The sequence below is a fragment of the Pantoea sp. USHLN298 genome (genome assembly GCF_037149395.1).
GTDB lineage: Bacteria > Pseudomonadota > Gammaproteobacteria > Enterobacterales > Enterobacteriaceae > Pantoea > Pantoea astica.
Map to the genome: position 1 here is coordinate 127,280 of NZ_JBBCRO010000006.1, position 26,791 is coordinate 154,070.

General features: G+C 57.7%; 24 protein-coding genes and 1 other RNA gene. 8 read left to right on the top strand and 17 right to left on the bottom strand.

Translation table 11 applies throughout. The features are described 5' to 3' along the window. Window positions 1-146: 146 nt before the first annotated feature. Window positions 147-1,133, top strand: coding sequence for a tRNA-modifying protein YgfZ (gene ygfZ / locus WFK59_RS16315; protein ID WP_336756454.1), 987 nt, complete (start codon window positions 147-149; stop codon window positions 1,131-1,133). 44 nt (window positions 1,134-1,177) lie between these two features. Here ygfZ and WFK59_RS16320 read toward each other — a convergent pair whose 3' ends face one another. The 6 genes from WFK59_RS16320 to WFK59_RS16345 all read right to left on the bottom strand — a co-directional run bounded on the left by WFK59_RS16320 (window position 1,178) and on the right by WFK59_RS16345 (window position 7,802). Next, the gene (locus WFK59_RS16320; protein ID WP_064703544.1) at window positions 1,178-2,152 is read right to left on the bottom strand and encodes a sugar-binding transcriptional regulator; all 975 of its coding nucleotides are present in this window, start codon (window positions 2,150-2,152) and stop codon (window positions 1,178-1,180) included. Between the two features lie 122 nt (window positions 2,153-2,274). Next, complete coding sequence (locus WFK59_RS16325) at window positions 2,275-3,132, bottom strand: phosphogluconate dehydrogenase C-terminal domain-containing protein (protein ID WP_233988127.1); 858 nt, start codon at window positions 3,130-3,132, stop codon at window positions 2,275-2,277. Window positions 3,133-3,134: 2 nt separating this feature from the next. Then, a complete protein-coding gene (locus tag WFK59_RS16330; RefSeq protein WP_336756458.1) occupies window positions 3,135-3,944 on the bottom strand; it encodes a sugar phosphate isomerase/epimerase family protein in 810 nt (269 codons plus the stop codon). Beyond that, on the bottom strand, window positions 3,941-4,720 hold the full coding sequence (locus tag WFK59_RS16335; RefSeq protein ID WP_336756460.1) for a triose-phosphate isomerase family protein: 780 nt from the start codon (window positions 4,718-4,720) through the stop codon (window positions 3,941-3,943). Before WFK59_RS16335 ends, WFK59_RS16330 begins: the two co-directional genes overlap by 4 nt. Before the next feature lie 2 nt (window positions 4,721-4,722). Continuing rightward, complete coding sequence (locus tag WFK59_RS16340) at window positions 4,723-6,468, bottom strand: dihydroxyacetone kinase family protein (protein WP_233987206.1); 1,746 nt, start codon at window positions 6,466-6,468, stop codon at window positions 4,723-4,725. After that, on the bottom strand, window positions 6,465-7,802 hold the full coding sequence (locus WFK59_RS16345; protein WP_336756462.1) for an MFS transporter: 1,338 nt from the start codon (window positions 7,800-7,802) through the stop codon (window positions 6,465-6,467). Before WFK59_RS16345 ends, WFK59_RS16340 begins: the two co-directional genes overlap by 4 nt. 435 nt (window positions 7,803-8,237) lie before the next feature. Between WFK59_RS16345 and rpiB the strand changes: the two genes are divergently transcribed. Both rpiB and tal read left to right on the top strand, forming a co-directional pair. Further along, entirely contained in the window at window positions 8,238-8,696 is a 459-nt protein-coding gene (rpiB, locus tag WFK59_RS16350; RefSeq protein WP_064703550.1) for a ribose 5-phosphate isomerase B, read from the top strand. A gap of 142 nt (window positions 8,697-8,838) precedes the next feature. Next, window positions 8,839-9,789, top strand: coding sequence for a transaldolase (gene tal, locus WFK59_RS16355; protein ID WP_233987203.1), 951 nt, complete (start codon window positions 8,839-8,841; stop codon window positions 9,787-9,789). Between the two features lie 31 nt (window positions 9,790-9,820). Here tal and trhA read toward each other — a convergent pair whose 3' ends face one another. Next, window positions 9,821-10,474, bottom strand: a complete 654-nt coding sequence (trhA, locus tag WFK59_RS16360; protein WP_336756466.1) for a PAQR family membrane homeostasis protein TrhA — start codon at window positions 10,472-10,474, stop codon at window positions 9,821-9,823. A gap of 168 nt (window positions 10,475-10,642) precedes the next feature. Here trhA and WFK59_RS16365 point away from each other — a divergent pair, with 168 nt between their 5' ends. After that, complete coding sequence (locus tag WFK59_RS16365) at window positions 10,643-11,362, top strand: MurR/RpiR family transcriptional regulator (protein WP_336756468.1); 720 nt, start codon at window positions 10,643-10,645, stop codon at window positions 11,360-11,362. Between the two features lie 114 nt (window positions 11,363-11,476). Next, on the top strand, window positions 11,477-12,916 hold the full coding sequence (locus tag WFK59_RS16370) for a 6-phospho-beta-glucosidase (RefSeq protein WP_336756470.1): 1,440 nt from the start codon (window positions 11,477-11,479) through the stop codon (window positions 12,914-12,916). A 38-nt stretch (window positions 12,917-12,954) separates the two neighbouring features. On the opposite strand, the gene WFK59_RS16375 is transcribed toward WFK59_RS16370, so the two are convergent. The 8 genes from WFK59_RS16375 to WFK59_RS16410 all read right to left on the bottom strand — a co-directional run bounded on the left by WFK59_RS16375 (window position 12,955) and on the right by WFK59_RS16410 (window position 23,026). Then, the gene (locus WFK59_RS16375) at window positions 12,955-13,698 is read right to left on the bottom strand and encodes an SDR family oxidoreductase (RefSeq protein WP_336756471.1); all 744 of its coding nucleotides are present in this window, start codon (window positions 13,696-13,698) and stop codon (window positions 12,955-12,957) included. A gap of 74 nt (window positions 13,699-13,772) precedes the next feature. Then, the gene (gene gcvP, locus WFK59_RS16380; RefSeq protein WP_336756472.1) at window positions 13,773-16,646 is read right to left on the bottom strand and encodes an aminomethyl-transferring glycine dehydrogenase; all 2,874 of its coding nucleotides are present in this window, start codon (window positions 16,644-16,646) and stop codon (window positions 13,773-13,775) included. Between the two features lie 80 nt (window positions 16,647-16,726). Next, window positions 16,727-17,113: a glycine cleavage system protein GcvH gene (gcvH, locus tag WFK59_RS16385; protein WP_233987195.1), complete on the bottom strand. Its 387-nt coding sequence runs from the start codon at window positions 17,111-17,113 to the stop codon at window positions 16,727-16,729. A 23-nt stretch (window positions 17,114-17,136) separates the two neighbouring features. Continuing rightward, window positions 17,137-18,234, bottom strand: a complete 1,098-nt coding sequence (gcvT, locus tag WFK59_RS16390) for a glycine cleavage system aminomethyltransferase GcvT (protein ID WP_336756473.1) — start codon at window positions 18,232-18,234, stop codon at window positions 17,137-17,139. Between the two features lie 440 nt (window positions 18,235-18,674). Then, the gene (gene ubiI / locus WFK59_RS16395; RefSeq protein WP_233987193.1) at window positions 18,675-19,877 is read right to left on the bottom strand and encodes an FAD-dependent 2-octaprenylphenol hydroxylase; all 1,203 of its coding nucleotides are present in this window, start codon (window positions 19,875-19,877) and stop codon (window positions 18,675-18,677) included. Window positions 19,878-19,890: 13 nt separating this feature from the next. Further along, the gene (ubiH, locus tag WFK59_RS16400) at window positions 19,891-21,069 is read right to left on the bottom strand and encodes a 2-octaprenyl-6-methoxyphenyl hydroxylase (RefSeq protein WP_336756474.1); all 1,179 of its coding nucleotides are present in this window, start codon (window positions 21,067-21,069) and stop codon (window positions 19,891-19,893) included. Next, window positions 21,066-22,388 (bottom strand): Xaa-Pro aminopeptidase, encoded by a 1,323-nt coding sequence (pepP, locus tag WFK59_RS16405; protein ID WP_233987191.1) that lies wholly within the window; start codon window positions 22,386-22,388, stop codon window positions 21,066-21,068. The genes ubiH and pepP overlap by 4 nt, the downstream gene beginning before the upstream one ends. A 59-nt stretch (window positions 22,389-22,447) precedes the next feature. Continuing rightward, the gene (locus WFK59_RS16410; protein WP_094120674.1) at window positions 22,448-23,026 is read right to left on the bottom strand and encodes a YecA/YgfB family protein; all 579 of its coding nucleotides are present in this window, start codon (window positions 23,024-23,026) and stop codon (window positions 22,448-22,450) included. Between the two features lie 170 nt (window positions 23,027-23,196). Here WFK59_RS16410 and zapA point away from each other — a divergent pair, with 170 nt between their 5' ends. The 3 genes from zapA (at window position 23,197) to WFK59_RS16425 (ending at window position 24,460) form a co-directional block, all read left to right on the top strand. Next, window positions 23,197-23,526, top strand: coding sequence for a cell division protein ZapA (gene zapA / locus WFK59_RS16415; protein WP_094120675.1), 330 nt, complete (start codon window positions 23,197-23,199; stop codon window positions 23,524-23,526). A gap of 39 nt (window positions 23,527-23,565) precedes the next feature. Continuing rightward, window positions 23,566-23,749: non-coding RNA, 6S RNA (gene ssrS / locus WFK59_RS16420), on the top strand. 99 nt (window positions 23,750-23,848) lie between these two features. Further along, on the top strand, window positions 23,849-24,460 hold the full coding sequence (locus WFK59_RS16425) for a 5-formyltetrahydrofolate cyclo-ligase (RefSeq protein ID WP_336756476.1): 612 nt from the start codon (window positions 23,849-23,851) through the stop codon (window positions 24,458-24,460). A 53-nt stretch (window positions 24,461-24,513) separates the two neighbouring features. Here WFK59_RS16425 and serA read toward each other — a convergent pair whose 3' ends face one another. Further along, on the bottom strand, window positions 24,514-25,752 hold the full coding sequence (serA, locus tag WFK59_RS16430; RefSeq protein ID WP_233987189.1) for a phosphoglycerate dehydrogenase: 1,239 nt from the start codon (window positions 25,750-25,752) through the stop codon (window positions 24,514-24,516). A 279-nt stretch (window positions 25,753-26,031) separates the two neighbouring features. After that, on the bottom strand, window positions 26,032-26,691 hold the full coding sequence (gene rpiA, locus WFK59_RS16435; protein ID WP_233987188.1) for a ribose-5-phosphate isomerase RpiA: 660 nt from the start codon (window positions 26,689-26,691) through the stop codon (window positions 26,032-26,034). Window positions 26,692-26,791 lie beyond the last annotated feature (100 nt).

Consider the following 26,791-nt stretch of genomic DNA (forward strand, 5'->3'; position numbering starts at 1 on the left):
TGCGATCTGCCGCACATCAGGCCGCCTATTTTCAGGGTTATCACGCGATTTGTGCGCCGTGTTCAGTAAACAGGTTGCATTGCCAGTCGGCTCTTTTAACATTGAGGATATTGTTTCGGATGAACCTTCTTAATCAGGATATCTCCATGCCAACCTTTACTTTACCGCCGCGCCAGCCTGTTGCCTCGTCCCGTCTGCCGTTAACGCTGATGTCACTGGATGCCTGGGCGCTGGTTTCCGTCTTCGGCCCCGACAGCACCGCCTACCTGCAGGGTCAGCTGACGCTGGACGTGGCCGCGCTGGATGCCGCTCACCATCTGCCCGCCGCTCACTGTGATGCCAAAGGCAAGATGTGGAGCAACCTGCGCCTGTTCCATCGCGGCGAAGGTTATGCCTATCTGGTGCGTCGTGAACTGCGCGACACTCAGCTGAGCGAATTAAAGAAATATGCGGTGTTCTCGAAAGTGACGCTGGCGGCCGATGATGAGGCCGTGTTGCTGGGCGTGGCCGGTTTCCAGGCGCGCGCCGCGCTGGCCAACCTGTTTGAACAGTTGCCCGACAGCGAAACCCCGGTGGTGCAGCAGGGAGAAACCACGCTGCTGTGGTTTGCGCATCCGGCAGAGCGTTTCCTGATCGTGACCTCGCTGGCCCAGGCGGAATCGCTGCAGCAGAAACTGGCGGATGATGCCGAGTTCAATGACAGCCAGCAGTGGCTGGCGCTGGAGATTGAAGCCGGCATTCCGGTGATTGATCCCGCCACCAGCGTGCAGTTTATTCCCCAGGCTACCAACCTGCAGGCGCTGGACGCCATCAGCTTTAAAAAAGGCTGCTACACCGGTCAGGAGATGGTGGCGCGGGCCAAATACCGTGGCGCGAACAAACGCGCACTCTACTGGCTGGCGGGACAGGCCAGCCATCTGCCGGCAGCCAATGCGGCGCTGGAACTCCGGATGGGTGAGCGCTGGCGACGTACCGGCAGCGTGCTGACGGCGGTGCAGCTGGATGACGGTGTCAGCTGGGTACAGGTGGTGATGAATAACGATCTGGAGCCGGAGAGCGTGCTGCGGGTTGAGGGTGATGAAGGCGGTCATCTGACCATTCAGACGCTGCCCTACTCGCTGCAGGAAGAGTAACGGCTCAGGCACGTCGCCGCAGAGGCTGCGTGCCTGCGCGGCGGCTATTCCGCTTTCTGCGTCATGTTCAGCAGGGTGCGGATGTTCTGCGCCGTGGTGGCAATGATGTCGATAGCGCCGGTGCGTAACGCGCCCAGAATCGCCATCGCTTTGGTGTTCTCCGAGGCGATGGCAATCACGCACGGGATCTTGCGCAGTTCATCAATGCTCAGACCAATCACCCGATCGTTCATCACGGTATCAACGTGCTGCCCCTGCGAATTAAAAAAGTCGTAGCCCGCGATATCACCGATGACGCCCTGATTCAGGCTGGCGTCGATGATTTCGTGCGGCGTAAACCAGCCTAACTTAACCATGTAGCTGTTTTCATTCATGTCGCCGATGCCGACCAGCGCGAAGTCAGCTTTGCGCGCCCGATCCAGCGTCTCTTTAATGGTGCCGTTCTGCATAAACGCCGCTTTCAGCGAGCGATCTTCGACATAGGCCGGAGCGTAGAGTGTTTCGCTGATGCCACCAAACTTCTTCGCCAGCCGACGGCTGATGTGATCAGCGTTAATCGCATCACCGGGACGGTGAGTGCCGCCGATACCGCTGATGAAGTGACAATTACGCGTCGGCACCTGGCCCGGATGATCGGCCACCGCCGCCACGTTGCGCCCTTGCCCGACGGCCACCACCGAGTTTTCTTTTAGCGATTGCTCCAGCCAGGAGGAGACCAGCGCCGCCACCTGACGCCGCTGCTCATCATTGTCCTGCAGATCGAGCGCGATCAGCGCACGCTGTAAGCGGGGAAAGCGGTCAAGCAATTGCTGCTCAAGCCGGGTACTGAATACCGGATGGTAACGCACGTTGATTTCAACAATGCCCTCTTCCCTGGCACGCTTCAGCAGCCGTCCGACTTTGATGCGTGAAATGCCAAACTTACGCGCAATCTCTTCCTGGGTAATTTCGTCCTGATAATAGGCGACTGCGATTTCGGTCAGCAGTTCAGCGTCCTGAGAAGGCGTGTGTTTTTCCATGCGTTATCTGTCTCGCAGTGAGTTACCTGACTAAGCACAGGCGTTTCAGGAGGGAATTTATACCATTGAACCGGCTCACCTCGCCAGGCATTGAGGCGGCGAGCCGGTAGTGGTGTCACAGATTAGCGATGAATGGCGTCGATTTTCAGCATCCGGGCAATCACGATATCCAGCTCTTTCTGATCGAAAATCTGCTTCCAGTCAGGCTTCACAATCTTCTCGCGTCCATATTCCATGGCGATCATGCAGGCATCAGAGAACGGGTTAGTGGCGCGGAACGCTACCGCCAGCGCAATCTGAATATGCCCGTAGAGCATCGCTTTTGCGGCCTCTTCCGGAACGCCACTGTGCTTCACCGTTTCATCGAGCGCTTCTTTCATAAAGGCACCCACCATGCAGGCGACGGTCTCAACCAGCGTCGGCTCAAGATAGGCCAGCTGGGTCACCGTCACCCAGTGTACCTGCTCCACCGGGCCATACATCACGCTGATCACCTTGCTGAGTTCGGCGCGCTGCGCCTCGCTGCCCGCTTCATAAGCCGCGGCAACGTGCTGAATCGCGGCAATGCCGCCAAAGGCGTCGGCGTGCTCCTCTTTGGTGTAACGCTCAAGGAACACCGATGGATGACAGGGATGCGCCACCGCATACTCAATATCGTCACGCTGGAAGATCAGATTGGCATAGGCGGCGGCCGGATCGAGCGTTAACAGCACCGCGCCAGCCTTCATCTGCGGCACCACCGCTTCAGAGACCTTACCCAGCACAATATCCGGCACCGCCAGGATCACCACGTCGCTTAACGGCACCACCGAGGCGGCATCCGACAGTTCACGGCCCTGTTGAGTGACCTGCTGCTGCGCCGCGGGTGAATTTTCACAGTAAAAGACCTGGTAATCACTTTTCTGGAAGTTGGCTGAAATGCGCATGCCCATCTTGCCGCCGGCGCCAATCACAGTAAGGGTTTTCAGTTGATTCATTATTATTACTCCCGATTTTGTTTACTACGTAAAAATTCCACGCTGCGCGCCGTCCACTCAGCTTCACGCTGACAGGTGGTGGCAGCGTCTTCCTGCCACGGCAGCCAGTGTTCAATAATCTGGTTAATGCCGCGTTCGGCCGGACGCACGCTGGCGATCATCTGGTCATAATCGAGCAAGCCTTCACCCATCGGGCAGCCGGCATAGGTAAAGCCGACCCAGCCATCACGCCGGGTAAAGGCGAAATCTTTGATATGCAGATTGCCGACCCGCGTCGCGGTCTGCGCAATGACCTGCTCAGGTAACTCCAGCCCGGCGACGCAGTTGGCCGGATCGAGACAGACACCCAGCCACGGCGACGGAAAGCGGTTAATCACGGACATCAGATCCGCCGTTTTGACCTGCTCGTAGGTCTCAAGACAGAGCCGGACCTGCTGCTCCGCATAGTCCGGCAGCACGTCGGCGATCAGCTGCGCCGCCTGGTCCAGTGAGGGGCGATGGCTGGCGGTGTAAAACATCGAGCGCACGACATGCGCATCGAGCTGTTGCGCCATCTGCAGATAGCGTTGCAGATGAGCCGTCTCCAGCCCACGAGTGCCGAGTTCCAGCGTAATGCCCAGCGCATCTGCCTGCTGCCGCAACCGTTGCAGGTCGGCATCTGACCAGCTCTCAATTGCCGGATAATCGCAAATCTGGAACAGCGACAGATCGAGTGCGGCGGTCTGCTCCAGCATCTGTTCCAGCGTCAGCGGCTGCGGAACCCGCTCTGACATGCGCCAGAAAAAGGCGTAGGTGCTGAGTCCGATCTGGCTCATGAGTGACACTCCTCCGCCAGCGCGCTGGCCTCGTCAATAATCTGCTCCAGCGCGGCAGGATCGTGGGCAAAGCGGCCGAGGAACAGACCATCCACGGTTCCGCCAAGCCGCTGAATCAATCCCGGACCGGCGCTGCCGCCGTAGATCACCTGCAGAGAAATGCCTGCTGGCGTCGGTAACTGACGCACACCTTCACACACCGCGCGGATATAGCTTTCGGGTGCCGGTTGCGGTGCGCCAATCGCCCACTGCGGTTCCCAGGCAAAAAAGAGCGTGCCGGTCAGACCCTGCTGCTGTGCCAGCGACAGCGCCTCGCCCAGTTGCTGCTGGCACAGGGCGATCGCCTGTGACGGTTCCCCCTGCTGCGCTTCCCCGATGCATAACACCGGCGTCAGGCCGTGGCTGAGCGACATCGCTACTTTGGCGGCAATCTGCGCGGAATCTTCATGGAAATGGCGGCGGCGTTCGGCGTGACCGATCTCCGCCAGCGAACAGCCCAGCTCCTGCAACATGCTGGCGCTGACTTCACCGGTCCAGGCACCGTTTTCAGCCTGGCAGACATCCTGCCCCCCAACGCGTACCGGCGTATCGGCAAAAATAGCGGCAGCCGCCGGTATCGCCGGATAGGCGGGCAGCACAAACAGCCCGATATCGCCGCGCTGAATCGCCGGATGACGCCGCGCCAGTGCGGCAACGTCGTGGCACCAGTCGAGGGTTTGCTGGTAGCCAAAATACATTTTCAGGCTGACGCCCAGCCACAGAACAGGTTGTGACATGCTCAGGCTCCCTGATCCGCGGTGGCGTGATCTTTCAGCAAATCGGCCACGGTATTGACGATCATCGCCAGCGAAATCGCGCCTGCATCGGGCGTGCCGAGGCTTTTTTCAGCCAGCGGCCGGGCGCGCCCCATTTTCGGCAGCAGTTGCGCCGTGGCCTGCGCGGCGTCATCAGCCACCCGTGCCGCTTCGCACCAGGCCTCGGTCAGTGAGCTACCGCGCGCAACGGCGGCGTTCAGGCTGTCGCTGAACGGGACCAGCACATCCACCATAGTCTTATCGCCGACCCGCGCTTTGCCGAAATGCTGAATCCCTTCCTGCGCCTGCCGCACGCCACGGGCAATGCGTGCAGCGTCCGGCGTCTGGCTGTCACCGATGGCGGTTCCGATGGCGGTCAGCGCCACGCCCCACAGTGCGCCGGAGGTGCCACCCGCTTTATCAGCCCAGGCATCAGCCGCACGACATAACAGCGTACCGGCTCCCGCGCCTCGCGCCGCCACCTCACGCGCCTTTTCAACCGCGCCCAGCACGCCGCGTTCCATCCCGATGCCGTGATCGCCATCGCCTGCCACCGCATCAATATCACCCAGTTTTTCGGCGTTGCGTTGCAGCATGGTGGCTACCGCCTCCAGCAGTTGCAGCAGCTGTTGTGCGCTCTGCTGTGAGTCAGCGCTGGCGACAGGCAGGCTCTCTTCCGCCTGCTCCAGCATCGCATCCGGCCCCAGCGCTTCGGCAACGATGACGCTGCCTTTGCGGTAGGCTGGAGCATTGGCCGGGGCGCGCCAGAAGGTTTCCAGCTCATCATCCAGCCACATCAACGTCAGTGAAGCGCCAGCCATATTGAAGCTGGTAACAAATTCGCCGACGTCCGGCTCAATGACCTGCAACTGCGCCGCCTCAAGCAGCTGCGCCACCCGGCGATAGACCACGAACAGCTCTTCATATTTCACCGTGCCGAGGCCATTAAGGATCACCGCAACCCGCTCTCCCGCCGTCTGGCTGATGCCCGGCGGCAGCTCGCTGAGCAGTCGGTTAACGAAAATTTCGGCCAGCTCATCGGCGGTCGGCACGGCCGATTCGTTGATACCCGGTTCGCCATGAATGCCCAGCCCCAGCGCCATGCGCCCTTTTTCCACTTCGAACAGCGGGTGCGACGCGCCCGGTAAGGTACAGCCAGAAAACGCCACGCCAAACGAACGGGTGCGATTATTGGCATGCTGCGCCAGCCTGAGTACCTGCTTCAGTGGATGGCCCGCTTCGGCAGCGGCGCAGGCAACTTTGAACACCGTCAGATCACCGGCGACGCCGCGCCGTTTCTCAATCTCGTCGATGCCGGCGCTGGAAATATCGTCGGTGACCGCCAGGATCTCGCACGGGATCCCATCGCCGCGCAGACGCTCACAGGCCTGACCGAAATGCAGCACGTCACCGGCATAGTTGCCGAACATCAGTAACACGCCACCGCCATTACTGGCAGCGCGCGCCACATTATAAATTTGCTGCGCCGACGGCGAGGCAAACAGGTTGCCCATCGCCGCGCCGTGCGCCAGACCTTGTCCAACCAACCCGGCGAACGCCGGATAGTGACCTGAGCCACCACCCACCACGACCGCCACGCTGCCCGGCTGGCTGCGGGTGTTGCGCACCACCCCGCCCGGCACCTGACGTACTTTATCGGCATTAGCGGCCACGAAGCCTTCGATCAGTTCAGCCGCGAAAGCGGAAGGCTGGTTAAACAGGTAAGTCATGGTAATTGCTCCTGTGCGAGAGAGGTCGGTTCCAGCTGGCGGCTACGGTTCAGCAACAGCATCAGCACTGCTGACAACAACATGAAGCCGCCAACCACAAACATCGGTACGGTGTAGCTGCTGGTGGCATCGTGCAGCGCGCCGGTGATATAGCCCGCCGAGAAGCCCGCCACATTGCCCAGCGTGTTAATCAGGGCGATGGCGGCCGCAGCCGAAGCGCCGGTCAGAAACTGCGTCGGCAACGTCCAGAAATTGGGTAAGGCGGCAAAGATAGAGCTGGCGGTAATCGCAATCACCATGATGGTGGTGAAAGGCGAGTCCATGAACAGCGCCAGCGGCACGCTGATGCCACCGGTCACCGCCGGAATCGCGATGTGCCAGGTTTTGCAGCCACGACGAGAGGCGTCACGGGACCAGAAGAACATCACCACCGCGGCAATCAGGTAAGGCACGCCGGTGATCAATCCTTTCTGCATCACATTGAAGGTGGTGCCGAACTGCTGCTGGAAGCCGCCGATGATGGTCGGCAGGAAAAAGGCCAGCGCGTAGAGGCCGTAGATAAAACCGAAGTAGATCAGACACAGCATCCAGACGCGGCGATTGCCAAGAATGCTGCGCACGCCCTGGTGTCCGGTCTGGGTTTTCGTCTTATGTTCTGCATCCAGCTCGCGGGTCAGCCAGTTTTTCTCGTCAGCCGTCAGCCATTTCGCCTGACGCGGTGTATCCACCAGCCAGAACAGCGCCACGATGCCGATCAGAATGGCCGGGATGGAGACACCGAGGAACATCACGCGCCAGCCCGCCAGGCCAAACAGGCCATGCTGTTCAATAAAGGATGCCGCCAGCGGTGCGCCGAACACTACGGTCAGTGGCTGCGCCAGATAAAACAGCGACAGGATTTTGCTGCGGTGGCGTGCGGGCACCCACATGCTGAGATAGAGGATCGCGCCGGGAAAAAAGCCCGCTTCCGCAATGCCCAGCAGCAGGCGCAGGGTATAGAGCCCGTTAATGCTGCTGACCCAGGTAAAGAGCAGCGACACGATGCCCCAGCTGATCATGATGCGCGCCAGCCATTTACGGGCGCCAAAGCGATGCAGCGCCAGATTGCTCGGCACTTCCAGCAGGATATAACCGATGAAAAAGATGCCGGAGGCGAGACCGAACTGCACGGCGGTCAGGCCGAGATCCTGCGTCATGCCATTGGGTCCGGCGAATGAAATCGCCGTACGGTCGAGGAAGTTGATAAAAAACATCAGGGCGACAAACGGCACCAGTCGCCAGGAGATCTTACGAATCGCGGATTGCTCCTCGTCAGTCATTGTGGTCCGGGTCATGACGCACCTCCGGTCTGGGCGCGATAAAAAGTGGTGTCAGGTGTTGGCAACGCACGCGGTGCATTGTCGAAGCAGGTGCAAAAAACAGGGCCTGGGTAATCCATGTGCGAGTCCTCAATGGGTCTTCTTGTACATTGGTATCACTATTCGAACAAATGAACAGTACACGTATAATTGAGCAGCTCTCAACAGCAACGGTGAGATTTGTGATCCTCTTCAAATGAATTAAATTCAGCGCAATTTTCAGATAACCTGCCGGTATGCCGCGCCGGGCGGGGAATAATCACGCTTACAGCGCAGCCAGTCGCCGCGACGCCGCGTAAAACAAATGAAATACTATTGAACATATGAACAGAAATGTGTCAGGCTAAAGCTGAACATTTTTACGCCTGTCATTGTGTGGCGGGCTGAGCGGGTAACTGGCTGGAGAAGACGATGAAAACGATCGCGATTGGCGCCGATGATGCGGCGATTGAACTGAAAAACTTGATTAAACGTCATCTGGAAGAGAAGCAGTACGAAGTGGTGGATTACAGCAATGACGCCCGCAATGACCGCCCGATGTATCCGGACGTGGCCTTTGCGCTGGCGACGGCAATCCAGCAGGGAAAATATCAGCGCGGCATTCTGCTGTGCGGTACCGGCATTGGCGTGGCGATCGTGGCCAACAAAGTCCCCGGCGTCCGGGCGGCCCAGTGCCATGACACCTTCTCGGCCGAGCGCGCCCGCAAAAGTAATAATGCGCAGGTGATGACGATGGGCGCACGCGTGGTGGGACCGGAGCTGGCGAAAAGCATCGTCAATGCCTGGCTGGCGTCGGAGTTTGAGGCCGGTGGGTCGAGCGCAAAAGTCGATAAAATTGATTATTACGAGCAGGCGAGCCTGAATAAGTAAGCCGCGCTTTTTCATCAGGCGAAGCCGCCCATTACCGGACTCCGCCTGACTTTCCTTTTCCACACCACCAGAGAGGCGACGCGGCTTTCGCAGGGAAAAGTGTGCCTGGCGTGGCGCTGCGGGTCTGACTATGGAGCAGAAAATGAACCCTTTAGAGGCGTTGAAACAGTTCACCACCGTGGTGGCCGACAGCGGCGATATCGAGGCGATACGTCGCTATCACCCGCAGGATGCCACCACTAATCCGTCACTGATCCTGAAAGCGGCAACGCTGCCCCGCTACCAGCCGCTGATTGAGCAGGCGATTGAGGACGCCCGCACGCAGGGCGGCAGCAAACAGACGCAGATCATCAATGCCAGCGATCGGGTCGCGGTTAACCTTGGGGTGGAGATCCTGAAAAGCGTGCCGGGCCGGGTTTCGACCGAGGTGGATGCGCGTCTCTCCTTTGATCGCGGCATGTGCGTCACCAAAGCCGAAAAGCTGGTGCGGATGTATGAAGAGCAAGGGATTGATCGCTCACGCATTCTGATCAAGCTGGCGGCCACCTGGGAAGGGATCCGCGCGGCTGAAACCCTGGAGCGCAACGGCATCCAGTGCAACCTGACGCTGCTGTTTTCCTTTGCTCAGGCGCAGGCCTGTGCCGAAGCGGGAGTGTTTCTGATTTCGCCATTTGTCGGACGTATCTATGACTGGCATCAGAGCCGCAATCCAGAGACGGAGTACGATGCGCAGCGCGATCCCGGCGTGGTGTCAGTACGCAACATTTATCACTACTACAAATCTCACCGCTATCAGACGGTGATTATGGGCGCCAGCTTTCGTAAAACCGAACAGGTGCTGGCGCTGGCGGGCTGCGATCGACTGACCATCTCCCCCGATCTGCTGCAGAGCCTGGAAAGCAGCACGCTACCGGTGACGCGCCAGTTAACACCTTCGACGGCGGTGTCGAATCCGCCCTCTCCGCTGACGGAAGCGCAATTCCGCTGGCTGCATAATCAGGACCCAATGGCGGTCGATAAACTGGCGGAAGGCATCCGCCAGTTCGCCGTGGATCAGCAAAAGCTGGAAGATATGCTCGCTTCACGGCTCTGATGGTCGCCAGGCGGAAGCCCGTTCCGCCTGGCTAACTGACATAAAAATAGATCGCACAGAAATGGCAGACAGAGCCGCCCAGTACAAACGCGTGCCAGATCGCATGATTATAAGGAATGCGGCGCGCCACATAGAAAATCACCCCCAGCGAATAGATGATACCGCCGATGGCCAGCAGCCAGATGCCGCCCGGTGCCAGCGTCATCGCCAGCTGATAGACCACAATCAGCGACAGCCAGCCCATGCAGAGATAGGTCACCAGCGACAGCACTTTGAAACGATGGGCAATGGTCAGCTTAAAGATGATACCGGCCAGCGCCAGGCCCCAGATCACCACCATCAGGCCGTATGCCAGCGGCGACTTCAGGCCCACCAGCAGGAAAGGCGTATAGGTGCCAGCGATCAGCAGATAGATGGCGCAGTGATCCAGTTTTTTCAGCCAGGGCCTGGCCCGGCCGTTGGGAATGGCGTGATAAAGCGTTGAGGCGAGAAACAGCAGGATCATGCTGCCGCCATACAGGCTGTAGCTGGTGATGGCGGTGGCATCTGCACCGGTCTCAAACGCCTTGTTGAGCATCAGAACCAGGGCAACAATGCCAAACAGGCAGCCCAGCCCATGACTGATGCTATTAGCAATTTCCTCGGAGAGTGAATAGCCTGGCGAGGGGATACGCGTGGTGGTCATAAGGTGTCCTGAAAGTGAAGCCATAACGAAAACAGGACCATCAGAGTAGCCAACTCCGCTTTCGGTGTACACATGTACGCTGAAAATAATCTGTGAAACGTTGTAACGGTCAAACCCGCCGATGAATCTGGTAAACTGTCGGCTGGTCAACTGTACAATGAGCCATCCATGTTTTCGCACCGCGATCTCGCCCGCCTTAATGACCTGGAAATGCAGGTCTATCAGTTCATCATCAAACATCGTGAACGTGTTGGTTATATGACCATTCGCGAGCTGGCCGAGCAGGCCGCGGTTTCCACCACCACCGTGCTACGCTTTTGCCGCAAGATGCACTGCGAAGGCTGGTCAGAATTTCGTATCCGGCTGCGGTTAACCGAGCAGCAGAGTGCACCGCAGGTGAATACCGCCAGCGTCCATGAGATGTTGAGTTTTTTTAAAAGTATTAATAACGACGAGTTCGGCCAGTTGATTGCCCAGGCGGCGCAAAAGATTAATCAGGCTGAGCGGGTGTTTTTTATTGGCGTCGGAACGTCGGGCAGCCTGGCGAAATATGGCGCGCGTTTCTTCTCTAACCTCGGTAAATTCAGCCACGCGATTGACGATCCCTATTATCCCGTCAGCCCCGATCTGTATGAAAATGCAATTGCGATTATCCTGTCGGTTTCCGGCGAGACCGAAGAGATTCTGCGTATTGCCAGCCAGTTCAGTGCAAATAAGTGCAAACTTATCGCTATAACCAATACTGAGAGCTGCTCGCTGGCGAAAATGAGTGATTTCAGCCTCTGTTACCACGTCCCGATCATCCGCATGGCCGATAATTATGACATCACCACTCAGGTGCCGGTCACCTATATTATCGAGGCGATTGGGCGCCAGCTGGGAAAATAAAACAGGCTGTTTTCTGGCTGTAACAGATCACATTACTGGCGCGTTGTTATATCGTGACTTTCATTATTGCCTTGCTACACTCACTGCAATTTCAATATCCGTAATGGAGTGAGCATGAGTGCAGAATTGCAGTTACCAAAAGGGTTTCTTTGGGGCGGTGCGGTTGCGGCGCATCAGGTTGAAGGCGGCTGGGATCAGGGCGGCAAAGGCGTCAGCATCGCTGATGTGCTGACCGGCGGCTCACACGGCGTCGATCGGGTGATCACTGACGGCGTTCAGCCCGGCAACTTTTATCCGAACCATCAGGCGGTGGAGTTCTACTCTCACTATAAGCAGGATGTGGCGCTGTTTGCCGAGATGGGCTTCAAATGCTTCCGCACCTCGATTGCCTGGACCCGCATCTTCCCGAATGGTGACGAGCAACAGCCCAATGAAGCTGGCCTGCAATTCTACGACGATCTGTTTGATGAACTGCTGAAGTACGGCATTGAACCCGTCATCACCCTTTCTCACTTCGAAATGCCTTATCACCTGGTGAAACAGTATGGCGGCTGGCACAACCGCAAGGTAGTCGATTTCTTTGTGCGCTTCAGCGAAGTGGTGCTGAATCGCTATAAAAACAAAGTGAAATACTGGATGACCTTTAACGAGATCAATAACCAGCGCAACTGGCAATATCCGCTGTTTGGTTACTGCTGCTCTGGCGTGATCTTTACCGAGCATGAGAAACCGGAACAGGCGATGTATCAGGTGATGCACCACCAGTTTGTTGCCAGCGCGAAGGTGGTGAAACTCGGTCATGCCATTAATCCTGACTTTCAGATTGGCTGCATGATCGCCATGGTGCCGGTCTATCCTTTCTCCTGTCATCCTGATGATGTGGTGCTGGCGCAGGAAGCGATGCATCAGCGTTACGTGTTCAGCGATGTGCAGATGCGCGGCTACTATCCGGCTTACACTCTGAAAGAGTGGGCGCGTAAAGGCTATGAGATCCAGATGGAAGCGGGTGACGCCGATACGCTGCGTCAGGGCTGTGCAGACTACGTCGGCTTCAGTTACTACATGAGTAACGCAGTGAAAACCGATGCCAGCGGCGTGGATGACCCGATCACCGGCTTTGAAGGCGTGGTAAAAAATCCCCACGTTAAAGCCTCTGACTGGGGCTGGCAGATTGACCCGGTCGGCCTGCGTTACGCGCTTAACGAACTCTATGAACGCTATCAGAAGCCGCTGTTTATCGTCGAGAACGGCTTTGGTGCTATCGACAAGCCAAACGATGCAGGCGTGATTGAAGATGATTACCGCATCGACTATCTGCGCGCCCACATCGAAGAGATGAAAAAAGCAGTCACTTACGACGGGGTAGAGCTAATGGGCTATACGCCGTGGGGCTGCCTGGATTGCGTCTCCTTCACCACCGGCCAGTACGATAAGCGTTACGGCTTTATTCACGTCAATAAAAACGACGACGGCAGCGGCGATTTCTCCCGTTCGAAGAAGAAGAGCTTTAACTGGTATCAGCAGGTTATCGCCAGCAACGGCGAAAACCTGTAACGGGTGACGCCGCGGCTGAAAAGCAGCGGCGTGCTGCGTTAGCGCCCACCGGCAGCATCGATGATGCTGCCGGTGACGTAAGAGGCGGCCTCGCTGGCCAGCCAGACAATCGCTTCCGCGACCTCCTCCGCCTGCCCGCCGCGCCCCATCGGGATCGCACTGGCGAGGCGATCAACCCGACCCGGCTCACCGCCATCGGCATGCATTTCCGTGTAGATGAATCCCGGACGAACCCCGTTAACCCGAATCCCCTGCTGCGCCACTTCCAGCGATAATCCTTTGGTCAGCGTATCCATCGCGCCTTTCGACGCGGCATAATCGACATACTCACCCGGTGCGCCAATCCGGGCCGCGGCTGATGAGACATTCACTATCGCGCCGCCCTGACCGCCGTGATGGGTTCCCATTCGTTTGACGGCTTCGCGGCAGCAGAGAAAGGTGCCGATGACGTTGGTCGCAAAAACTTTGTGCAGGCGGGCCGCATCGAGCTGCTCGACCCGGCACTGCTGAAACAGAATCCCGGCGTTATTAACCAGCAGGGTCAGCGGCGCGGACTGGTGATCGAGCTGCGCAAACATTGCCATCACCTGCGCTTCATCGGCAATATCCGCCTGCAGCGCAAAGGCCTCGCCGCCCTGCTGCTGGATCGCGCTCACCACCTGCTGTGCTTCCGCCTCGCGCTGGCGATAATTGACCGCCACCCGATAGCCTCTGGCGGCCAGTAATAGGGCGGTGGCGCGTCCGATACCGCGACTGCCGCCGGTAACCAGTGCTAATTTCATCTTGTCTCCCATAAAAAAAGGGCCGACGAATCGGCCCTGTTCAGGTTGGTTTAGCGGTTTCGCGTATACGCGCGTTACTGATAATCGCTCATCGGTACGCAGGAGCAGAACAGATTGCGATCGCCAAACACATCATCCAGACGTTTTACCGTCGGCCAGTATTTGTTATGGCTGCCTGCCGGGAAAACCGCCAGCTCACGGCTGTAGGGATGCGTCCACTCGCTGACGATTTCCAGCTGAGTATGCGGCGCATTGACCAGCGGATTATCCTCCAGCGGCCATTCGCCCGCCGTTACCCGGTCGATCTCCATACGGATAGAGAGCATCGCGTCGATAAAACGATCCAATTCGATTTTGCTTTCCGATTCGGTCGGTTCAACCATCAATGTTCCCGCCACCGGGAACGACATGGTCGGTGCATGGAAACCATAGTCAATCAGACGCTTGGCAATATCCAGTTCGCTGATACCGGTCTGCTCTTTCAGCGGGCGGATATCGAGAATGCATTCATGCGCGACCCGACCATCACGACCGGTATAGAGCACCGGATAGGCTGACTGCAAACGACTGGCGATATAGTTGGCATTCAGGATCGCCACTGAACTGGCCTGCTTCAGCCCTTCCGCGCCCATCATGCGAATGTACATCCAGCTGATCGGCAGAATAGAGGCGCTGCCAAACGGTGCCGCTGACACCGCACCCTGCTGCGTTAATACGCCATCGATCTGCACCACGCTGTGACCCGGAACAAACGGGGCCAGATGCGCTTTCACGCCAATCGGTCCCATGCCTGGTCCGCCGCCGCCGTGCGGAATACAGAACGTTTTATGCAGGTTAAGGTGCGACACATCCGCACCAATGTAACCCGGCGTGGTGATGCCGACCTGCGCATTCATGTTGGCGCCGTCGAGGTAAACCTGACCACCATACTGATGCACAATCTGGCAGACTTCGCGGATGGTCTCTTCATATACGCCGTGGGTCGACGGATAGGTCACCATGATGCAGGAGAGTTTGTCGCCTGCCTGTGCCGCTTTCTCGCGCAGATCGCCGAGGTCAATGTTGCCCTGTTTATCACAGGCCACAACCACCACATCCATGCCGGCCATCTGTGCGGATGCCGGATTGGTGCCGTGGGCCGAGCTCGGGATCAGGCAGAGGTGACGATCGCCCTGGTTGCGGCTTTCGTGATAGCGACGAATCGCCAGCAGACCGGCATATTCGCCCTGCGCGCCAGAGTTCGGCTGCATACAAAGCGCATCGTAGCCGGTGAGCTGTACCAGCCACTGCGACAGCTGACCGATCATTTGCAGATAACCGCTCGCCTGTTCTGCCGGGCAGAACGGATGCAGTTCAGCAAATTCTGGCCAGGTGATCGGGATCATTTCCGCCGCGGCATTGAGTTTCATGGTGCAGGAGCCAAGAGGGATCATCGCCTGATTCAGCGCCAGATCCTTTTTCTCCAGGCTGTGCATGTAGCGCATCATCTCGGTTTCACTGTGATGACGGTTAAACACCGGATGCGTCAGGATCTCACTGTGGCGCAGTAAACCGGCCGGAATTGACTGGCTCTCCAGCGCAACGTCGTGGTCGAGCTTATCCAGATCCAGCCCGTGCGCGTCACCCAGCAGAATGGCGAACAGCGTCAGAATATCTTCACGCTGGGTGGTTTCGTCCAGCGTGATGCCAACTGCCTGATGAATATCGCTACGCAGGTTAACGCCAAAGCTCAGGGCGCGGTTCAGCACCGCCGCTTTGTCTGAGACCTCCACCGTCAGGGTATCGAACCAGTGCTGATGGCGCAGCATCAGACCGCCCTGTTGCAGGCCCGCCGCCAGAATGTTGGTAAAACGATGGATGCGCGAGGCGATGCGTTTGAGGCCCGCCGGACCGTGGAATACCGCATAAAGTCCGGCGATATTCGCCAGCAGCACCTGAGAAGTACAGATGTTGGAGTTGGCCTTTTCGCGACGGATATGCTGTTCACGGGTCTGCATCGCCATGCGCAGCGCGGTATGACCGGCAGCATCACGGGAGACGCCGATGATGCGGCCCGGCATCGAGCGTTTATGCTCATCGCGGCTGGCGAAGAAGGCCGCGTGCGGACCGCCGTAACCCATCGGCACGCCGAAGCGCTGCGCAGAGCCAAACACAATATCCGCACCCTGCTTGCCTGGCGCTTCCAGCAGCACCAGCGACATGAAATCGGCAGCCATGCTGACCACCACTTTGCGGGCTTTCAGCGCGGCAATCAGCGCGCTGTAATCGTGCGCTTCGCCGGTGGTGCCAACCTGTTGCAGCAGCACGCCAAACAGATCGTCATGATCCAGGGCTTTTTCGGCCTCATCGATAATCAGTTCAAAACCAAAGGTTTCGGCACGGGTCCGCACCACATCAAGGGTTTGCGGATGAATATCCCCGGCAATAAAAAATTTAGTGGCGTTTTTCAGCTTGCTGACGCGTTTTGCCATCGCCATCGCTTCTGCAGCGGCGGTGGCTTCGTCCAGCAGCGAGGCGGAGGCAATATCCATGCCGGTCAGATCCAGGGTCAGCTGCTGGAAGTTTAACAACGCCTCCAGTCGTCCCTGTGAGACCTCCGGCTGATACGGCGTATAGGCGGTGTACCAGCCTGGATTCTCCAGCATATTCCGCAGGATCACCGGTGGCGTGATCACCGCGCTGTATCCCATGCCGATCCAGGATTTGTAACGCAGATTCTGACTGGCTATTGCTTTCAGTTCAGCCAGCGCCTGCTGTTCCGTGGCGGCTTCACCGACCGCTGGCGGGCCAGGCAACTGAATATCTGCCGGAACAATCGCGCCGATTAATGCCTCCAGCGACGGAGCGCCAATAGCGTCAAGCATCATCGCTTGTTGCTCAGGTGAAGGACCGATATGGCGCTCGATGAATGCACCGTTGTGTTCAAGCTGGCTGAGAGTCTGAGTCATTAGCAGTAAATCCTGAATCGGGCTGGGGAACAGAGAGAGCAAACAGAAATCTGCGGCCCCGACGAGAGGCCGCCTGACGATTACTCGTCGATAGACGCTTTATACGCATCTGCATCCAGCAGCGCGTCAATTTCTGACTCGTCACTGGCTTTGATTTTGAATAACCAGCCGCCGTCATACGGCTCGCTGTTGACCTGCTCTGGTGCGTCGGACAGCGCATCATTGACCGCCACAATCTCACCGCTGATCGGCGCATAGATATCTGATGCGGCTTTGACCGACTCGGCGACGGCACACTCTTCACCGGCCGCAAAGGTTGTCCCTACTTCAGGCAGATCGACAAACACCATGTCACCCAGCAGTTCCTGTGCGTGTTCGGTGATCCCCACGGTGTAAGAACCATCTTCTTCTTTGCGCACCCACTCGTGGCTGTCGCGGTACTTCAACGTATTCGGCACATTGCTCATTGGCCATTTCTCCTGAATAAAATTTACTGGGCGACCGGTTTACCGGCGCGGACAAAAATCGGTCGGGTAACCTTTACCGGCATCTGACGGTTACGAATCTCAACGATGGCGGTGTCGCCAATCGAGGCCGGCACCCGCGCCAGGGCAATGCTGTAACCCAGCGTGGGCGAAAAAGAGCCGCTGGTGATGATCCCTTCCTGCGGCTCGCCCTGGTCGTCGGTGAAGCGCACCGGCAGCCCGTTACGCAGCACGCCTTTTTCGGTCAGGATCAGCCCAACCAGTTTTTCTGTGCCGCGTTCACGCTGGAGTTCCAGTGCTTCACGGCCGATAAAAGCCCGGTCAGCAGGCTCCCAGCTCACCGTCCAGCCCATATTGGCGGCCAGCGGAGAAACGCCTTCATCCATCTCCTGACCGTAGAGGTTCATGCCCGCTTCCAGCCGCAGCGTGTCGCGCGCGCCCAGCCCGGCCGGCCTGACGCCGGCGGCCAGCAGTCGCTGCCAGAAATCGGCTGCCTGCTCTGCCGGTAACGCAATTTCATATCCCGCTTCACCGGTATAGCCGGTAGTGGCGATAAACAGCCCCTCCGCCTCAACGCCAAAGAACGGCTTCATACCGGCCACCGCCTGCCGCTGTGCGTCGCTGAACAGCGTCTGCGCTTTCTGCTGCGCCTGCGGACCCTGAACGGCAATCAGCGCCAGGTCGTCACGTTCGGTCAGCGTAATGCCGTAGCCCTCGGCATGCCGGGCGATCCAGGCGAGGTCGTTCTCACGGGTAGCGGAGTTCACCACCAGCCGGAAAAAATCTTCGCTCATAAAGTAAACAATTAAATCGTCAATGACGCCACCCGACGCATTCAGCATGCCGGTGTAGAGCGCTTTGCCGGGCTGGGTCAGTTTTGCCACATCATTTGCCAGCAGGTAGCGCAGAAACTCGCGGGTACGCGGGCCTTTCAGGTCAACAATCGTCATGTGGGAGACATCAAACATCCCGGCGTCATTACGCACCGCATGATGCTCGTCCATCTGGGAGCCATAATGCAGCGGCATCATCCAGCCATGAAAATCGACCATGCGAGCGCCGCAGGCCTGATGCTGTTCAAACAGAGGTGTTTGCTGAGTCATAACCATCCTGTGCAGAAGCGAGTGAGTAGCAAAGCGCGCCGGAAACGGTGCCGACGCAAACGTTCTCTTTAGCCTGACGTTACCACCGAATCTGACGATTAACCATAAGCAAACCGGGGTCGAAAGCTGATGCACAGCCTAACCAGGATTCCACATCGACAGGATAAAAAACTGCGATTTTGTGATTAATCACGCAATAAATGCAGGGAGGTTGAATATACCCAGCAAATTTATGCGAGAAGCCGTTCAGGATGTTAAAAAAACACCGTGACGGTTTAGCAACCGAATAAGAAAAAGTAATGCGAATTGCGCGGCAAAATTAGAATAAATCAAACGAAGGGCAATGGTGGTGCGGCGCTGCATTGTGATGGTGCAGCGCGGATTTCAGCGATAAAAAAGGCCAGCAAATGCTGGCCTGGTAGTGAGCGCTGACGCTGCGTTTATCGCAGCCACGCCGGCAGATCATTCAGGCCCATCGCCTGCTTCAGCATCAGCGGTTTGACACCCGGCAGGCTGTCCGCCAGCTTGAGGCCAACGTCGCGCAGCAGCTTTTTGGCCGGATGAGTACCGGAGAACATCTCGCGGAAGCCCTGCATCCCAGCCAGCATCATCGCAGCGCTGTGCTTACGGCTGCGCTCGTAGCGGCGCAGGTAGAGGTGCTGTCCGATATCTTTACCCTGCTGGTGCAGACGGCGAATCTCGCCAATCAGTTCAGCCGCGTCCATAAAGCCCAGGTTGACGCCCTGCCCTGCCAGCGGATGAATGGTGTGGGCCGCATCGCCCACCAGCGCCAGACGATGCGCGGCAAAGTTGCGGGCATAGCGCGCCATCAGAGGGAAGGTTTTGCGCTCGCTCTCCAGCTGGCACAGGCCGAGCCGCATATCAAACGCCACCGACAGCTGCTGGTTGAACAGCGCTTCCGGCATCGTCTCCAGCCGGCTTGCTTCCTGCGGCGACAGCGACCAGACAATCGAACTCAGATGCGGGTCCTGCATCGGCAGGAAAGCCAGGATACCGTCACCATGAAACACCTGACGCGCCACTGCGTCGTGCGGCAGCGCAGTACGGACGTTGGCGACCAGGGCGTGATGATCGTAATCCCAGAAGGTCAGCGGAATATCTGCTTTGTTACGCAGCCAGGAGTTGGCCCCGTCAGCGGCAATCATCAGACGCGCCGTTAACATGCTGCCATCCTGCAGGGTAATAAAGGCTTCATTGTCGCCAAACGCCACCTGCTGCAGCTGTGAGGGCGCCATCAGCGTGACGTCGCTGCAGACGCTGGCACGTTGCCACAGGGCGCGATGAATCACCGGATTTTCGATGATATGACCCAGATGAGAAAGCCCCTGCTGCTGGTCGTCAAAAGCGATAGCTCCGAAGCTATCTTTGTCCCACACTTCCATGCCGTGATAGGCGCTGGCGCGCAGCGAGAGAATGGTCGACCAGACATCCAGCTTCTGCAGCAGCCGTTCGCTGGCGGCATTAATGGCCGAAACGCGAATCGAGGGTGCATCACTCAGGCTGAGTGGTGGCTCGGGCGATTTTTCCAGTACCGCGATGCGCAGTCCGCTGCCCTGCAGGCCGCAGGCGACCGCCAGTCCGACCATACCGCCACCGGCGATCACCACATCAAAAGTTTGCATCAAAGCCTCTTTATTAACGCTTAACCCAGCCAAGCGTACGCTCAGCCAGTTGATTTCGTAGCCACGGCAGATGATCCATCGCCATCAGGCCCAGATTGCGCCCGATCACCAGCGGCGTATGCCGGTTCGCGAAGATGCGGACTAAGCCGTCGGTAATGCCGATGGTCGCGTCGCGATCCTGTTCACGGCGCTGCTGATACTGATTCAGCACCGCATAGCTGCCGGGGTCCTGCTGCTGTCGATGGGCTGAGGCCAGCGTCTCGGCCAGGGACATCACATCGCGCAGGCCAAGGTTAAAGCCCTGTCCGGCTATCGGGTGCAGCGTCTGCGCCGCGTTACCGACTACCGCTACCCGATGCGTGACCGGCTGCACCGCCCGGTGCAGCGCCAGCGGGTAACATTCACGCTGACCGGCATGCGTAAATTTGCCCAGCCGCCAGCCAAACGCCCGTTGCAGTTCACGAAGAAAGTCAGCATCACTCCAGCGCATAACCGCATCACGCTGTGACAGCGGATGGCACCACACCAGCGACAGGCGATTGCCGGACATCGGTAGCAACGCCAGCGGGCCGTGCTCGGTAAAGCGTTCAAACGCACGTCCCTGATGCGGCAACGCCGTGGTGACATTGGCAATCAATGCCAGTTGCTGGTAGTCGCTGGTTTGCCACTGGATACCGCAGGAGGCCGCCAGCGCCGAACGTGAGCCATCGGCTGCCACCAGCAGGTCGCCACTGAGCTGCTCGCCGTTATCCAGCGTTATCCTGACCTGCTGCGCGCTGCGACTGGCCTGCGTAACGCGAGCCGGACAGCGCAGCGTGACGCCCGGCGCTTTTTTCAGCTCAGCAAACAGACGCTGTCCGACATCGAACAGCTCCACCACCTGCCCCAGCGCCGGAATGTCGTAATCCTCCGCCGCCAGCGAGACGAATCCCGCATGACCGCGATCGGAGACGTGAATGTGGGTAATCGGTGTGGCACAGCTGGCAATGCGCTGCCACAGGTTGATATCCGCCAGTTGCTGACAGGTACCGGCTGCCAGTGCTATAGCGCGGCCGTCATAGCCTGGGTGCGACCGGCTGGCGGGCTCGCTGCTTTCGATCAGCGTCACCGGCAGCTGGCCCTGCGTCAGATGGGATATCGCCAGCGCCAGCGTTGCGCCGGTCATGCCGCCACCGGCAATCAGAATAGTCATGCTGTTTTTGCCGCCGCCATTAATGCTTCGATCGCTTCGGCATCCTTCACCACGCTGTCGGTCAGATTTTCATTGCCGGTTTCGGTGATCAGAATGTCATCTTCGATACGAATGCCAATGCCGCGATACTCTGCCGGGACATCAGCATCCGGGGCGATGTAGATCCCCGGCTCCACGGTCAGTACCATGCCTGGCTCCAGCACCCGATCGCGGCTTGGGGTACCGTAGTGCCCGACATCGTGCACGTCCAGACCCAGCCAGTGGCTGAGGCCATGCATGTAGAACTGGCGATGCGCCTCTTCAGCAATCAGGGTTTCGACTTCCCCCTCCAGCACGCCCAGCTCTACCAGGCCGCTGACCATAATCCGCACCACTTCGTCATTCACTTCACGGATGCTGATGCCCGGCCGGAACAGCGTGAGAGAGGTGTAGAGAGAGGCCAGGACGATGTCATAGATGGCGCGTTGCGGGGCGCTGAATTTCCCGTTAACCGGGAAGGTGCGGGTAATATCGCCGGCATAGCCGTGAAACTCACAGCCTGCATCGATCAGCACCAGGTCGCCGTCGCGCAGTTCACTCTCATTTTCGGTGTAGTGCAGAATGCAGCCGTTTTCACCGGCGCCAACAATGGTGTTGTAAGCCGGAAAGCGGGCGCCGTGACGGGAAAATTCGTGATGAATTTCGCCTTCGAGCTGATATTCATACATCCCGGGGCGGCAGGCTTCCATCGCCCGGGTATGCGCCAGGGCGCTGATTTTGCCGGCGCGGCGCAACAAAGCAATCTCATCCTCATCCTTGAACAGGCGCATCTCATGCACCCACGGACGCCAGTCGGTCACCGTCGCCGGTGCGCTGAGATTCTGGCGGAAACCGCGGCGCAGCTTATCCAGTGCGTTAAACACCAGCGTGTCGGCTTCCGCATGTTCGCCCTGCGCATGGTAAACCACATCCAGACCGTTCAGCAGCAGGTGCAGCTGTTCGCCAATATCGTTCCACGGCAAAGCGCGATCGACACCCAGCTTTGCCGGTGCCGCCTCCTGCCCCAGTCGACGTCCGAACCAGACTTCCGCGGTCAGATCCCGTACCCGGTTAAACAGAACGCTGTGGTTATGCGTTTCGTCACTTTTAATCAGCACCAGCAGCGCCTGCGGCTCGTTGAAGCCGGTGAAATACCAGAAGTCGCTGTTCTGACGGAACGGATATTCAGTGTCGTTGCTGCGCGTCACTTCAGGCGCGGCAAACAGCAACGCGGCGCTGCCGGGTACCATTTTCGCTAACAGCGCCTGTCGACGCTGCTGGAATCTGTCCAGTGAAATCATCTCTGCACTCCCTGTAATCTGATCGGATTGAACTGACCGGTTGACCCGTTAACGTAAGTTTAGTGTAGCGTCGGTTTCCGGACTTCTGGCGCGGTCGGCTGCGGACGGGTAAAGGTGTCGTGACACAGCAACGCCGCCACACGCACATACTCAATCACCTCCTCCAGCGACTGTTCCAGCTCTTCCTCATCTTCGTCTTCCTCATAGCCCAGCTGGGCGATGGTGCGCAGATCATCGATCGCCTCACCGGTCTCGCCGGTGACTTTATCCAGTTTAGGCTGTGTCACGCCGAGGCCGAGCAGAAAATGGTTTACCCAGCCGGCCAGCGCATCGGCGCGATCGAATACCGTGATGTCATCATCGCTCGGCAGCAGCAGCTGAAACAGAAAACCTTCATCTTCCAGCGTGGTGGCGATATTTTCGTGCAGCGCCTGTAACGGCATCGACAGGCTTTGTGAAAACGCCATGCCCTCATTGGCCAGATCGTGCACCAGGGTCTTCCAGCTCGGGTCCTGATTGCCGCCGCACAGGATGCCGCTCAGCAAGCCATGCATTTCCGCTGGGGTCATTCCTACGCCCTGCTGTGAGAGCGCCGCCGCCAGCGCGTTGTAATCGGGGGTTGCGTTCTGTAAGGACATAAGTTTTCATCGTCGTTGGCAGAATAAGTTCGTGTTATGCTACCACTAGCTGCCTCAAGGTTTCCAGAAAAGGGGTTGTAACTTATTTCGCGGGTCTATATAGTTGCCCGCCTCTCAAACCATTGATGGTTAAGGGAGTTGCGGGCGAAGTAATCAGTCAGGAAGGTGGCATGTCTGCACAACCGGTAGATTTACAAATTTTTGGTCGTTCGTTGAGAGTGAATTGTCCGCCTGAACAGCAAGATGCGCTGAATGCAGCGGCTGAAGATCTCAATCAACGGTTGCAAGATCTAAAAGTTCGCACTAGAGTCACCAATACAGAACAACTGGTGTTCATCGCCGCGTTAAACGTCTGCCACGAGCTGGCGCAAGAGAAAGTGAAAACGCGCGATTATGCTGCTAATATGGAACAGCGTATCCGTATGTTGCAGCAGACGATTGAACAGGCGCTGGTTGAGCAAGGTCGCATCACTGAGCGTGAGGATGCGAAGTTCGAATAAAACTTCATGGTTGCTATACTCTGGTAACGGTGAGGTAAATTTTCTCTGAGATGTTTGCATGTGGGCCAGTCCCCTGAGCCGATATTTCAAAAAAACAGAATGTGACGCTCCGTAACCTGTGAGCATGCTCGGTCCGTCCGAGAAGCCTGATGGTTGCGACGGCATATTCACCTTGAACCAAGGGTTCAAGGGTTACAGCCTACGGCGGCATCTCGGAGATCTCTCTTCTGTAGTCCCTGTGTACTACCCTGTTCGTCCCGGTATTTTTCCCCGACTGTCATGTTATAGTTGCTGCTACAGCGACTTATCCGGCGGGGAAACCATGTCTGAACCTTCTCAGCGACCCAATGAAATCCAGCCTCAACGCCAGGCGATTCGCCAGCACGTCCGCCATTTACGGCGCGCACTAACCGATGAGCAGCAAACCCAGGCCGCTGAGCAGCTCGCTGAACACGCCCTGAATTACGCTCCACTGACTGAAGCGCTCAATATCGCCCTGTTCCTGTCGGTGGATGGCGAACTCAATACCCGTCCGCTGATTGCCCGTCTCTGGCATCTGAAGAAAGCGGTTTATCTGCCAGTATTACACCCCTTTTCCCCCGGTAATTTGTTATTCCTGCGCTACTCGCCCGATACCCTGCTGCGCAAAAATAAACTCCATATTCCCGAGCCGCCGCTGGATATCCGGCAGTTGATCACCCTCGATCAGCTGGATGTGATGATGGTGCCGCTGGTGGCTTTTGATCAATATGGACAACGTCTGGGGATGGGCGGCGGTTTTTACGATCGCACGCTGCAGAACTGGCGACAGCATGGTTTCCTGCCGGTCGGGCTGGCGCATGACTGTCAGTGTGTCGATAGCCTGCCGGTTGCGGAGTGGGATGTGCCGTTACCGGCGGTGCTGACGCCGTCAAAGCTGTGGCAGTGGGAGTAAGATAGCTGAGCAAAAAAAGAGGCGCACAGCGCGCCTCTTGCTGTTTCTGACGCTTAGTAAAGCAGACGAGCGCGAATGGTGCCGGGAATCGCCTTCATCAGCTGTAACGCTTTATCAGCCAGCTCTGGCTCAGCATCGATATCGATGACCACATAGCCCATAAACGGCGACGTCTGCAGATACTGAGCGGCAATGTTGATGCCCTGCTCGGCAAAAATCTGGTTGATAGCGGTCAGGACGCCTGGGCGGTTTTCATGGATGTGCAGCAGACGGCTGGCGCTGGCGCCGTGCATCGGCAGTGACACTTCCGGGAAGTTAACCGCTGACAGCGTGGAGCCGTTATCGGAATATTTCGCCAGCTTACCAGCGACTTCGATGCCGATATTCTCCTGCGCTTCTTCGGTCGATCCGCCAATGTGCGGAGTCAGGATGACGTTATCAAATTCACTGAGCGGCGAGATGAAGGGATCGCTGTTAGTGGCAGGCTCGACCGGGAACACGTCGATGGCTGCGCCGCCAACCTGTTTGCTGGCCAGTGCGTCACACAGCGCCGGGATATCCACTACCGTGCCGCGCGAGGCGTTAATCAGCAGCGCGCCAGGCTTCATCTGTGCCAGCTGTTCAGCACCAATCATATCCTGGGTGGAGACCGTCTCCGGCACGTGCAGGCTGACCACATCGCTCATATTGAGCAGATCCGCCATATGGCGTACCTGGGTCGCGTTGCCCAGCGGCAGCTTGTTTTCGATATCGTAGAAGAAAACGTGCATTCCCAGGCTTTCGGCCAGTACGCCGAGCTGCATACCGATATGACCATAACCGATGATGCCCAGCTTCTTGCCGCGCGCCTCAAACGAACCTTTGGCATTTTTGTTCCAGATACCACGATGGGCTTTGGCATTGGCTTCCGGGATACCGCGCAGCATCAGCAGCATCTCACCAATTACCAGTTCCGCTACCGAGCGGGTATTGGAGAACGGCGCGTTAAACACCGGGATCCCGCGGCTGGCTGCGGCCTGCAGGTCAACCTGGTTGGTGCCAATGCAGAAGCAGCCGACTGCGACCAGCTTTTCAGCGGCGGCAAAAATCTCTTCAGTCAGTTGGGAGCGGGAACGGATACCAATAAAGTGCGCATCACGGATCGATGCTTTTAACGCGTCAGCGTCCAGCGCGCCCTTGTGGAATTCGATGTTGGTATAGCCTGCAGCCCGCAGGTTTTCCAGCGCGCTCTGATGGACACCTTCCACCAGCAGGAACTTAATCTTGTCTTTTTCCAGTGATACCTTTGCCATTTCCCGACCCTATTCAGAATTCAATGAGGACTGCCATAAGCCAGCCTTCTGTCAAAATATCAAAAAATACGCCTGCGGCAATACAAACGATTGCCTGTGCGACAGCACGGCAAGGCTTTGCAGCAGCACATTGCCGTACAAAATCGTGATGTCTGCGATGAAGGGAGAACGAACCCGCTGTGGATGACGTTAATGTGACATAAGTCACCAAATTTCACCCTGGCGAGAAAAGCTGTTTTTCAGACAGAAACCCCCGGCGCCGCTTCGACGCCGGACAGATCATTTTTTGATGGTTTTCACCCCGTCAGGTCCGCCAATCAGCGCGATATCCGCGCCGCGTGCGGCGAACAGGCCAACGGTAACAACGCCTGGCAAAGCGTTGATCGCTTTTTCCAGTTCAATCGGGTCGAGAATACGCAGATTATGCACGTCGAGAATAATATTGCCGTTATCGGTGACCACGTTCTGCCGATATTCCGGTAAACCGCCGAGCCTGACCAGCTGACGCGCCACATAGCTGCGCGCCATCGGGATCACTTCGACCGGCAGCGGGAAACGACCCAGCACGTCCACCTCTTTTGAGGCGTCAGCGATACAGATAAAGGTTTCAGCCACCGCAGCGACGATTTTCTCACGCGTCAGCGCAGCCCCACCGCCTTTGATCATCTGCATCTGCGGATTGATCTCATCAGCACCATCAACGTAAACCGACAGAACATCGATCTCGTTCAGATCGAACACCTGAATACCGAGGCTTTTCAGCTTTTGGGTTGAGGCGTCGGAGCTGGAGACCGCGCCCTCAATCTGATGCCTGACCGTCGCGAGCGCATCAATAAAATGGGAGGCGGTCGAGCCGGTGCCAACGCCGACAACGGTACCGGGCTTAACGTAATCGAGTGCAGCCCAACCTACGGCTTTTTTCAGTTCATCCTGGGTCATGGTATGTTTAAAACCTGTGCGACAACGAAGTGCGCGTAGTATAAAACAAGGCTTACTGAAAATGCTCGGGTGACAGGCGCGGATTTATCGCTTTGGAAGC

Coding starts and splice junctions, on each gene's coding strand:
- ygfZ (WP_336756454.1), top strand. CDS start 147: ATGCCAACCTTTACTTTACCGCCGCGCCAGCCTGTTGCCTCGTCCCGT.
- WFK59_RS16320 (WP_064703544.1), bottom strand. CDS start 2,152: ATGGAAAAACACACGCCTTCTCAGGACGCTGAACTGCTGACCGAAATC.
- WFK59_RS16330 (WP_336756458.1), bottom strand. CDS start 3,944: ATGAGCCAGATCGGACTCAGCACCTACGCCTTTTTCTGGCGCATGTCA.
- WFK59_RS16335 (WP_336756460.1), bottom strand. CDS start 4,720: ATGTCACAACCTGTTCTGTGGCTGGGCGTCAGCCTGAAAATGTATTTT.
- WFK59_RS16340 (WP_233987206.1), bottom strand. CDS start 6,468: ATGACTTACCTGTTTAACCAGCCTTCCGCTTTCGCGGCTGAACTGATC.
- WFK59_RS16345 (WP_336756462.1), bottom strand. CDS start 7,802: ATGACCCGGACCACAATGACTGACGAGGAGCAATCCGCGATTCGTAAG.
- rpiB (WP_064703550.1), top strand. CDS start 8,238: ATGAAAACGATCGCGATTGGCGCCGATGATGCGGCGATTGAACTGAAA.
- tal (WP_233987203.1), top strand. CDS start 8,839: ATGAACCCTTTAGAGGCGTTGAAACAGTTCACCACCGTGGTGGCCGAC.
- trhA (WP_336756466.1), bottom strand. CDS start 10,474: ATGACCACCACGCGTATCCCCTCGCCAGGCTATTCACTCTCCGAGGAA.
- WFK59_RS16365 (WP_336756468.1), top strand. CDS start 10,643: ATGTTTTCGCACCGCGATCTCGCCCGCCTTAATGACCTGGAAATGCAG.
- WFK59_RS16370 (WP_336756470.1), top strand. CDS start 11,477: ATGAGTGCAGAATTGCAGTTACCAAAAGGGTTTCTTTGGGGCGGTGCG.
- WFK59_RS16375 (WP_336756471.1), bottom strand. CDS start 13,698: ATGAAATTAGCACTGGTTACCGGCGGCAGTCGCGGTATCGGACGCGCC.
- gcvP (WP_336756472.1), bottom strand. CDS start 16,646: ATGACTCAGACTCTCAGCCAGCTTGAACACAACGGTGCATTCATCGAG.
- gcvH (WP_233987195.1), bottom strand. CDS start 17,113: ATGAGCAATGTGCCGAATACGTTGAAGTACCGCGACAGCCACGAGTGG.
- gcvT (WP_336756473.1), bottom strand. CDS start 18,234: ATGACTCAGCAAACACCTCTGTTTGAACAGCATCAGGCCTGCGGCGCT.
- ubiI (WP_233987193.1), bottom strand. CDS start 19,877: ATGCAAACTTTTGATGTGGTGATCGCCGGTGGCGGTATGGTCGGACTG.
- ubiH (WP_336756474.1), bottom strand. CDS start 21,069: ATGACTATTCTGATTGCCGGTGGCGGCATGACCGGCGCAACGCTGGCG.
- pepP (WP_233987191.1), bottom strand. CDS start 22,388: ATGATTTCACTGGACAGATTCCAGCAGCGTCGACAGGCGCTGTTAGCG.
- WFK59_RS16410 (WP_094120674.1), bottom strand. CDS start 23,026: ATGTCCTTACAGAACGCAACCCCCGATTACAACGCGCTGGCGGCGGCG.
- zapA (WP_094120675.1), top strand. CDS start 23,197: ATGTCTGCACAACCGGTAGATTTACAAATTTTTGGTCGTTCGTTGAGA.
- WFK59_RS16425 (WP_336756476.1), top strand. CDS start 23,849: ATGTCTGAACCTTCTCAGCGACCCAATGAAATCCAGCCTCAACGCCAG.
- serA (WP_233987189.1), bottom strand. CDS start 25,752: ATGGCAAAGGTATCACTGGAAAAAGACAAGATTAAGTTCCTGCTGGTG.
- rpiA (WP_233987188.1), bottom strand. CDS start 26,691: ATGACCCAGGATGAACTGAAAAAAGCCGTAGGTTGGGCTGCACTCGAT.